This window comes from Anabaena sp. UHCC 0253 (assembly GCF_009712085.1).
In the GTDB taxonomy this organism is placed as follows: domain Bacteria; phylum Cyanobacteriota; class Cyanobacteriia; order Cyanobacteriales; family Nostocaceae; genus Dolichospermum.
Window position 1 is genome coordinate 79,898 of sequence record NZ_VILD01000002.1, and the last position, 7,884, is coordinate 87,781.

8 protein-coding genes and 1 pseudogene are annotated in these 7,884 nt (G+C 37.1%); 3 read left to right on the plus strand and 6 right to left on the minus strand.

What is annotated here, in order from left to right:
• The 5 genes and pseudogenes from FJR38_RS27675 to FJR38_RS04550 all read right to left on the minus strand — a co-directional run.
• Positions 1-535, minus strand: a pseudogene (locus FJR38_RS27675) (hypothetical protein); the annotation flags it as partial.
• A 57-nt stretch (positions 536-592) separates the two neighbouring features.
• The gene (locus tag FJR38_RS04535) at positions 593-1,642 is read right to left on the minus strand and encodes a hypothetical protein (protein ID WP_168535689.1); all 1,050 of its coding nucleotides are present in this window, start codon (positions 1,640-1,642) and stop codon (positions 593-595) included.
• A 67-nt stretch (positions 1,643-1,709) separates the two neighbouring features.
• Complete coding sequence (locus tag FJR38_RS04540) at positions 1,710-3,830, minus strand: caspase family protein (protein WP_168535691.1); 2,121 nt, start codon at positions 3,828-3,830, stop codon at positions 1,710-1,712.
• 77 nt (positions 3,831-3,907) lie between these two features.
• Entirely contained in the window at positions 3,908-5,089 is a 1,182-nt protein-coding gene (gene sat / locus FJR38_RS04545) for a sulfate adenylyltransferase (RefSeq protein ID WP_168535693.1), read from the minus strand.
• Between the two features lie 182 nt (positions 5,090-5,271).
• Complete coding sequence (locus FJR38_RS04550) at positions 5,272-5,661, minus strand: hypothetical protein (protein ID WP_168535695.1); 390 nt, start codon at positions 5,659-5,661, stop codon at positions 5,272-5,274.
• Positions 5,662-5,912: 251 nt separating this feature from the next.
• Between FJR38_RS04550 and FJR38_RS04555 the strand changes: the two genes are divergently transcribed.
• The 3 genes from FJR38_RS04555 to FJR38_RS04565 are packed head-to-tail and all read left to right on the plus strand — an operon-like array spanning position 5,913 to position 7,451.
• Positions 5,913-6,566 carry a Uma2 family endonuclease gene (locus tag FJR38_RS04555; RefSeq protein ID WP_168535697.1) on the plus strand — a complete coding sequence of 218 codons (654 nt, stop codon included), beginning with the start codon at positions 5,913-5,915 and terminating at the stop codon, positions 6,564-6,566.
• Positions 6,567-6,589: 23 nt separating this feature from the next.
• Positions 6,590-7,036, plus strand: coding sequence for a Panacea domain-containing protein (locus FJR38_RS04560; protein WP_168535699.1), 447 nt, complete (start codon positions 6,590-6,592; stop codon positions 7,034-7,036).
• Positions 7,029-7,451, plus strand: a complete 423-nt coding sequence (locus tag FJR38_RS04565; protein ID WP_168535701.1) for a hypothetical protein — start codon at positions 7,029-7,031, stop codon at positions 7,449-7,451. The genes FJR38_RS04560 and FJR38_RS04565 overlap by 8 nt, the downstream gene beginning before the upstream one ends.
• 51 nt (positions 7,452-7,502) lie before the next feature.
• Here the strand turns inward: FJR38_RS04565 and FJR38_RS04570 are convergent.
• Positions 7,503-7,884, minus strand: a 382-nt coding sequence (locus tag FJR38_RS04570) for a transposase (RefSeq protein ID WP_254449356.1), incomplete at its 5' end; no start/stop codon positions are given.

The following is a 7,884-nucleotide window of genomic DNA, read 5'->3' on the forward strand; positions in this document are numbered from 1 at the left end:
TTTTTATTCCGGGTCCGAATTCTCCTTCATAACCACAAGGCAGTTCTGCTAGATAAGTTTTCCTTTCTAATGGTGAGTAGTATTTCTCTTTCCGAAATAGTACATTATCGGTTTTCAGGATGATGTCTTGAACGATTACTTCTTCATACCCTTTGAACTGTGCGTCTGCTGGTAGTTTGTCTTGGGGGTATTCTAGGATTTTTTCTCTGTCTATTTTAATTGTTTGATTTTTACTGCCCTTGGAGTGCTGTTTTGGGGTCTTTCTTTCTTGTTCTGATGAGTGCTTATTTTCAAACCCTTTCTTGTTCTTGGCTTTTATGTCTGGTTGACCTTGTTCTCCCTTCAATCGGTTGTTTTCATCTTTTAACCGTTGATTCTCTGACTCTAAGCTTTTGACTTTTAATTGTAATTGCTCTATTAGGTTTAGTAATATCTCTACTGTATGACGCATTGATTCGTCTGCAATCCCTTTTGGCTCGATGGTTTGCAGTAAATCTGATATTGATTTGTCACTCTCAATAATTTTTTGTGTCATGTCTCCCATTCTATGACACTGTGTGTACCTCGTTGCACTTATTTTCCTCTGTTACCCCTACTTATTGAGCCGATACGTTTCAGGCGTAATCTCAGAAAGTGTTTTAGGAATCATCTCAGTAAGTTTTGCAATAATTCTTGTCTTTTCTTGTTGAACTTCAAACACCACCCTATTTATTTGGTTCAGCGCGTCATATTTTGCTTTTTCTATTTCTCTTCTTATCTGTTCTTTGGCTTCAGCCATTAGCTGATTAATTGAATTTTGTATTTGAGAAATAGTTTGAGCTTTTCTAGATTCAATTTCTCTCTCAGCATTTTTTAGTTGAACAATACCTTCAATTTTTGCTTGTTCTATTTCCCTATTTAATTGTGTTTTGGCTTCAGCCATTAGCTGATTAGTTGAATTTTGTATTTGAGAAATAGTTTGAGCTTTTCTAGATTCAATTTCTTTTTTAGCATTGTCTAGTTGTGCGATACCTTGAGCTTTTGCTTGTCCTATTTCTTGTGTGGCATTTGCTATATCTTGCTTTATTCTTTGAGATGAATTTTCAGCTTCATTAATAATATTCTGTAGCTGATTTATTATGTCAGTTTTTACTTGTAAAATTTCAGTTTCAAGTTGTTGCTTTGTATTAACCAATAAACTACTAACTAAATGTTGTAGCTCAGATGTAGTCTTATTTTTGATATCCTCCATTTCTTGTTCATTGTCAGAAACAAGTGTTTGTAATTGTGTTTCAGCATCAACTTTCGCTTTTGATATTTCCTTCTCTATAGGTTCTTTTGTCTCAGTCACTAACTGACTAACAACGCTACGGCGCAAAAACCAAATAATAAATGCTGTACCAATAGGCAATATAGTTAGCACAACTAGCAAGATATTCAGCATGGTTGTAGTGCGACTAAAAGCACGATCTACTTCCGTCTGAACTGTGTTGCGGATTTCTTTCTCTTGCTGTAATTTTTCTAGTTCCTTTTGCTGCTGAGTTAAAGTTGTTTCACTAGGTACAAGTTGGGGTGATGTAGTTGGCTTGGGTTGAGCGATCGCAGGAGTAGTAGATAATAAAATAAGTGATAAAGTTAACCCAAGCTGATTTTTGCTTTTCATGCAATCTTAGTAAGTGTAAATTCAGAAGCCATAGTAATATACATGACTATAATACCGCATGGCGTGTTTACACTACTTGAAAACTAAAGTTCAAACTTGCCCAGTTTTTGACATCTAAAATATAAGTATCAGTGGCAATACCATTAATGTCAGTTTTAACTTTACTAGCGTTATGTAAGTCTTGTAATAGGGCTTGTGAGACTTCCAAGGGGTTGACTAAAGGACTAATAGCTTGTTGATCTGTGGTGGGATATTTAGCGATCGCTAATGCTGTAAGAGTTTCTTTAAACGATGCTGTACTCAGAATAAGTTGGTGTTCACAAAAGGTAGAACGGGTGGGAACTAACCAGCCTGATAGCAGTTGATTGTCTGGAATTTTGATGGTTTTTCCTGGAGGAATGAGGATTTCTCTTAATTGGGGTTTGGTAGGAGGAATATCTGTTTCTGGAAAAACTTCCCAAGGGTAAAAAGCTAAGGGACTTTGATTATTATTTAATCCCAATAAGATTAAATACATAGGGCGATCGCTAAAGTTTTCGATTTTATACTGCAAGCGACTACCTACGGGAATTTTAGGAATAGCTATTATTCCTTGATAGCTGGGTGTTTGATCAGAATAAGCTGTACTGGCAATTCCCACGGTTTCCCTTACCATGACAACACGAGGTAAAATTTGGTTGACAACCTCTAAAGTTGCCCTAACTGGTAAACGGGAAGTTCCTTCATTTGCTGTTAGTTGCCATAACTTTGCTGCTAATAAAGTAGAAAATTTTGGGGTTAATCGTTGCACTGCTACTTTCACAGCTTCCCCAACTTCCCCCAAAGTATTAATTATTAGTTCACCACCCAGGGAAAAAATACCATAACGGCTGGGTGTTTGGGTAACTTTACCAAATACATAATCAGCGGTTTCTTCTGGGGTGACAATGTTAGCAATACGGCTAATACCTGAAAAGGCACTGGTAGCATCTACTCGTTCAATTCTTTCTAACCCCTGATCTAAGAAAATGTTGAGATGAATATTCCGGGGTAATACACGGATAGCTTCTTGAACTATTTCTCCAACTTGAGGTAACTTAATAAGTTCTTTATTCGTAAATTGGGCTTTAGCTATTAAGCCACTGTGCGATTTAACAATTAACTCTTCTCCCGTATTAAGAGTAAATAGAGAATTTGCACTATAATTGGCGATCACTTGCGGAGGTAATCCTCCTAACCATAATTTGACTGTTTTACTATCTTCTTCTGTTGTTTTGACTATGCCCACACCCCCAAATTTATCAATGGGAAAATAATCAACAATTAAAGCATTTTGAGGGTTTTTCTGTTCACTAAATAAACTTGGTTGTTGTTTCCCACCCATGTTATACATAGAACTACCCATAGCAGAGAAAAGAACTTGTACTTTTTTGGCTGGGGTAGTTGCCCATAAATATTGAGTTAAAGCATAGGTAAATAATCCCGCACTCCAATTAGAAAAGAGTAGTTCTCCGGCTTGCTGATTTGCTTCTGATGTCGCGTTAAAAACCGTTGTACTGTTAATAGGTAATATTTGGTTTTTTAATTGCTGGATTAACTCTAATTCTTCTGTTGCTAAGGTTGTGGGTGCTAATTCTGGACGGGTACGAATTCGCAAACCGGAGGGTTTTAATTCGCTAGGATAATAGTAACTTGTATCTAATATTGCTGTGACTTGATTTGTCGGGAGCGATCGCAATAATAACCGCAGTGTTTCTTCTAATACATAATTTCCCGATTTTGTCCCTTCATCAACAGGGATGATGGCATTTTGTAGTTTTTCCGTTCCCAAATTTACGCGAGTTCCATAGCCGGAAAAATGGAAAATCACCACATCTCCAAATTTCACTTGTTTACCCAAGTGATCTAAAAAAGCCGCTTTAATAAAATCTTTACTAGCTTGTTCTTCAGTTAAAGTCAGAATATCCGATGCTGCAAAACCACAACGATTAATTAATAATTCTGTTTGTAATTCTACGTCAGTTACACAACCACCAAGGGCGGGACTGTGTGGATATTGATTAATCCCTATCAATAATGCCAACTTACGCGGATTAGGTTGTGCTAAAGCTTGGTAATAGCGATCGCTTAAAGTCAACCACTCAGCCTCAGTAATTCCCAACACTGCTAATAAGCCGCTAATTTTGTGTAAAAATTTACGCCGTTTCATAATTACCAGTTAAACCCCAGCCTACTAGCTCATAGCTTAAAGGCTGAAGTCTGTAGAGTAAAGTTTCTAATCCTAATCTAAACTAATACAGGTGAAATTCGCATAGCCCGTGTTAACTCTGCTGCTACTTCTGGACGAGAAAATTCTGGAGGTGGTAACTCACCCCGACGCAACATTTCCCGAACCTTTGTTCCAGACAAGTGAACCCGTTCCTCTGGTTTACTAGGACTGGTTTTAGTTGTAGCCATTTGTTTGGTGCGTGTGCAGTAGAAGGCGTGTTCAAACTTCATCGGCACAATCCCCAACTCTTCCGGGGCAAATTCATCAAATATATACTGAGCGTCATAAGTGCCGTAGTAGTCGCCTACACCAGCATGATCACGTCCCACAATAAAATGTGTACAGCCGTAATTTTTTCTGACTAAAGCATGGAAAATTGCTTCTCTAGGTCCAGCATAACGCATCGCTGCTGGGTTGATTGCTAAAATTACTCTATCTAAAGGGTAATAGTGTTCTAACAAAATTTCATAACAACGCATCCGCACATCAGCGGCAATATCGTCTTCTTTAGTTGCCCCTACCAATGGGTGTAAAAATAAACCATCTACCGTCTCTAAAGCGCACTTTTGAATATATTCATGAGCGCGGTGGATAGGATTGCGAGTTTGGAAACCAACAATTGTTTTCCAGCCTTTTTCTCTAAACATTTCCCGTGAAGCAGCGGGATCAATTTGGTAGCTAGGAAAATGGGGATGAGAATCACGATTTAATAACCAGATATTGCCAGCCAGGTTGATAGCACCTTGGTTGTAGACTACCTGCACCCCAGGATGTTTAGCGTCATCAGTGCGATAAACATTAATGGCTTCGTGTTGTTTGTCGTAGGTATACTTTTCGGTCAGTTCCAATACCCCAATAAATTCACCATTGGGGTTATCTAAGCGGATTAAACTGCCTGTTTGTAAAGGTGCTGCTACTGCTTCAGTTACAGACAGTGTAATGGGAATTGACCAGACAATACCGTTAGCTAACCGCATTTCTGTAACTACTCGGTTATAGTCTGCTTGGTTCATGAAACCAGTGAGAGGACTAAAACCACCAATGGCAATCATTTCTAAATCAGAAACTGCTCGCTCATCAAGTTCCACACGCGGCAAAAAGTCAGCCTTAGAGAGAAATATTTCTCTTTGTGCTGAGGAAGCAACCCGGTTAATTAACTCTCCACCGTGGGGGGCAATGGCATCTGGATGGTAACTCAACGTAATTTTTCCCTAAATTGTTTGTTGCGAACTATGTACTAAGTTACCAAATTATTGGTACACATTGTTAAATTTATGTGAAATTTTTTCCTTCACCGGTCGGGATCAGGGGAATTGCTGCAATCATTAAACTCGAATCGTTTTCGTGGTGAAAATGCCTGTATCAGAAGAAACTCAATATATCAATACTGGAGTTGACAAGTAACAGATATATTGCCATTTACTGATTGTGAAACTTTTACCCAGTAATCTTTGGGGCATTGTTGAAGAGAGTTACCTCTTCTTATTTGGATTTCTTCTGATAATCTACAGCTTGTAAACTGTCCGTTGGCATCAAAGCTAATATAATTTTTGGTTTGACAAGGAAAAGTTAATAGTTGTGCCTTAGTAGAAACTTGCAAAGTTGTATCCTGCCCTAAAATGCAACTTGCTAATGAACCATTACTATAATTATTAATAGTTCCTGGTTCACATACAATAGCCGCTGACGCTGATTGAGGTAGAGCAAAGTTGAGTGCTAGTATTCCTATCGAAGAGTTGACTAATGCTAATATTTGAAAATGCTTAAGCATGAATTTTAACTTGACTATTTTGTGTTTAGATGCTTGTATTCAAAATATCATTAATTAGTACTTATTAAATATAGTATTTATACTTAAAAATCTTTAATTTTTTATCACTTATCTATGTTTATCCGAATTAGTGAAATTTTTGTCATCTACCAGCCGCAAAGGGTGAGATTGGTAAAAGAGGCTGTATTTTAATCTCCTGTGCCGCTCCAGTTAAGTTACTGTAGAGCTAAGGCAGTTTCAGGCTTAGAAGTATGACTACTTTATCCCTTGTCATGAAACCCGTTAGCCAAATGCAGTTAGCACCGGGTAGCGTCGTGACTATTCAAGATGTCAGTTGGCAAGAGTTTGAGACGATTTTGCAAGAACTGGGAGAAAAGCGGGCTGCGCGACTTGCGTACAGTAATTTTACTCTAGAAATCATGGTTCCCCTCCCTGAACACGAAAAGCCCAAAGACTTAATTTCTGATATTGTCAAAATCTTACTGAAACAGATAGGGAAAAAATACGAACCTTTTGGTTCAACAACTTTCAAGGGGGAAAATACAGCCGCTGTAGAACCAGATGCGTGTTTTTATATTCAAAATTACCAAATAATGATCAATAAGCGGAGATTAGAAATAAATGATCCGCCACCTGATTTAGCTATAGAAATAGATGTAACTTCTAAAACAACTCTGGAAGCTTATCGAGTTATAGGTGTTCCTGAATTATGGATTTATGATGATGGGAAGCTGGCTATTTATTTATTCAGTGATGGAAATTATATTAAATTTGATAGCAGTCCTCTTTTTCCTCATATTCCTGTAACGCAAATTATTCCTGCTACAGTTGCACGCGCTTGGGAAGTAGGAACTGTGCAAGCATTAGAGGAGTTTGTAATAGAGATTGGTGGAAGTAGTTTTTGATTTAAAGATGGCAGGAATTAAGTATGCTCAATTGTCATGATATTGCTAAATATTTTCTAGCTCAGACGGATGAAGATGCAGGGGATTTAATGTCTAATCTCAAGCTGCAAAAGTTACTTTATTATGCTCAAGGGTTTCATTTGGCATTGTATGATCAACCCTTATTTTCAGAATCTATAGAGGCTTGGACACATGGACCTGTAGTGCCTGAAGCTTATCATATATATAAAGATTATGGTGCTAACGCTATTCCTATTCCTGAAGATATTGATTTTTCAAAATATGATCAGCAAACTCGTGAACTACTCGATGAAGTGTATGCTGTTTATGGTCAGTTTTCTGCATGGAAATTATTAAGTTTAATTCATGAGGAAGAACCTTGGAAAGATGCACGTCAAGATAATCTAATTATCAGTCATCAAGCTCTCAAGAAACACTTTAAGACTCAGCTTGTGATTGCAAATGAGTAGTAAAAAAAGATTTAAACCACCGACAAAGGAAAGAGGAAATAAACTAGCTACTCCACTTGATAAACAAGAAATTCCTCCAGAACAGCAACCTCCGATATTTTCTCTACGTTATCTAGAAGGTGAATATTGCATAACAAAATGTGAAAAAGATGATCAAGCTGCATTTTCACTAAAACTATATAGATTGAGTAAATTAACTTGGAGTCAAATACAGTCGCAAAATAGACATAAACTTGGTTATGAGAAAATTTCTAGAGATGCTATCAAAGCACCAATTCCTAATTTTATTACAGAAGATGTAAATTTTATTGCTTTTCGATTCTCTGGTATGAAACCAATGGTTGGCTATAGAGATGGAACTATATTTTATGTTATTTGGCTAGATAGGAATTTTACTGTTTACGACCATAGTTAATTAGGGCTTGCTGAAAAAGTAGAAAAAGGCAAAAAAAAATTAACTAGGTAGTTAGGCAAAAGCAAAGATAAGTTTTTGTTGTTTAAAATTAGGCAAAACATCACTTTTTCTAATTGAATTAAAGAAAAAAGAGATTATTTGGAAAAATTGCCATAAAAATCCCCAAAAAACCCTTGATAGTAAGGTAGAAAGATTCATAACTAAAAAAGTAATAGCAATAGCAGTTAGAGAGGTATGAGGAAGTTTAGCCATGACTCTACCCAAACTAAATCTTCGTTTACCCTGCCCAAATTTACCTTCAATACAGTTACGAATACCTTCGTCATAAGCAGCCTGTTTCTTATTTTCTTTACTGACATTTTTAGGTGGTCTTCCCAACGGCGGACCACTAATTCTAATTCCTCTTTCTTGACACCAAGCTCGATTCTCTCTT